Annotated in this window: 2 protein-coding genes; both read right to left on the reverse strand. The window is 50.0% G+C overall.

Annotation, left to right across the window (positions count from 1 at the left end):
• The coding region (locus tag R8N28_RS26490; RefSeq protein ID WP_318183823.1) for an ATP-binding cassette domain-containing protein at nucleotides 1-158 on the reverse strand (158 nt) is incomplete at its 3' end.
• Nucleotides 155-1,090 carry an ABC transporter permease gene (locus R8N28_RS26495; protein ID WP_005461508.1) on the reverse strand — a complete coding sequence of 312 codons (936 nt, stop codon included), beginning with the start codon at nucleotides 1,088-1,090 and terminating at the stop codon, nucleotides 155-157. The genes R8N28_RS26490 and R8N28_RS26495, both read right to left, overlap by 4 nt.
• Nucleotides 1,091-1,108 lie beyond the last annotated feature (18 nt).

Below are 1,108 nucleotides of genomic sequence, written 5' to 3' on the forward strand. Positions count from 1 at the left end.
GTCACCGCTCCAAGCAATGTCGATTTACCCGCACCGTTAGACCCGATTACGGTTAGAAATTGGTGCTCTGGTACTTCTAACGATACCCCTTTCAACGCGCGATTTTCCAAAATCGTACCAGGGTTGAACGTCACTTGGATGTTGTTGAGTTCAATCATAACGCCTCCCCAGAACCATTTTTAGATGCCGCTTGTTTCGCAGTCGTTACGCGTTGTTTGGCTTTCATACTTTGCTTGAGCTTAGGCGCAATGAGCGCTACCGCAACCAACACTGCGGTCACGAGGTTGAGATCCGATGCCTGAAGGCCAAACATGCCAGAACTCAACGCAAAAGCGACGGCTAGTCGATACAACACCGAGCCCAAAATAACGGCGCAAACGGCAACCCAAATTTTGCGACCTGGAATGAGCGTTTGACCCAAAATAACCGCAGCCAAGCCGACCACGATGGTACCAACGCCTGATGTTACGTCAGCAAAGCTGTTGGTTTGCGCAAATAGCGCACCAGCGAAGCCAACAAATCCATTCGACAGCGCCAAACAAAAATAGGTGTAGAACCCTGTGCTTGCGCCTTGCGCAGACACCATTCGGCCATTCACACCCGTCGCTCGAAGGCCCAAGCCGAAGTCGCTATTTAGCAATCGCACCACCAAAAAGGCAGAGATGAGAACCAGTACGCCTACGACCAACGGACGAATAAACATCGCATCGCCCATCGATTCAAAAGGAGTGAGAATGGTGTCTTCACCCAAAAGAGCCATATTGGGTTTGCCCATGATGCGAATGTTGATAGAAAACGCGGCAATCATAGTGAGGATGGACGCTAAGAGATGCAAAATTCCACAGCGTACAGCGAGAAATGCGGTGACCCAGCCTGTCATGCCACCAGCAATAATCGCCATACCGGTTGCAATCCAAGGGTTGATGCCTGCAACGATAGCTGTCGCAGCAACCGCGGCTCCCATAGGGAAACTACCATCAACACTTAAGTCAGGAAAATCAAGAACACGAAACGTAAGATAGACGCCCAAAGCAACCAAGCCATAAATCAAGCCGATCTCAAGCGCGCCAAAAAAAGCAAATGCAGACATAACTGCTCCTTTCTGCAT

The sequence above is a fragment of the Vibrio sp. Vb1554 genome, from assembly GCF_033344235.1.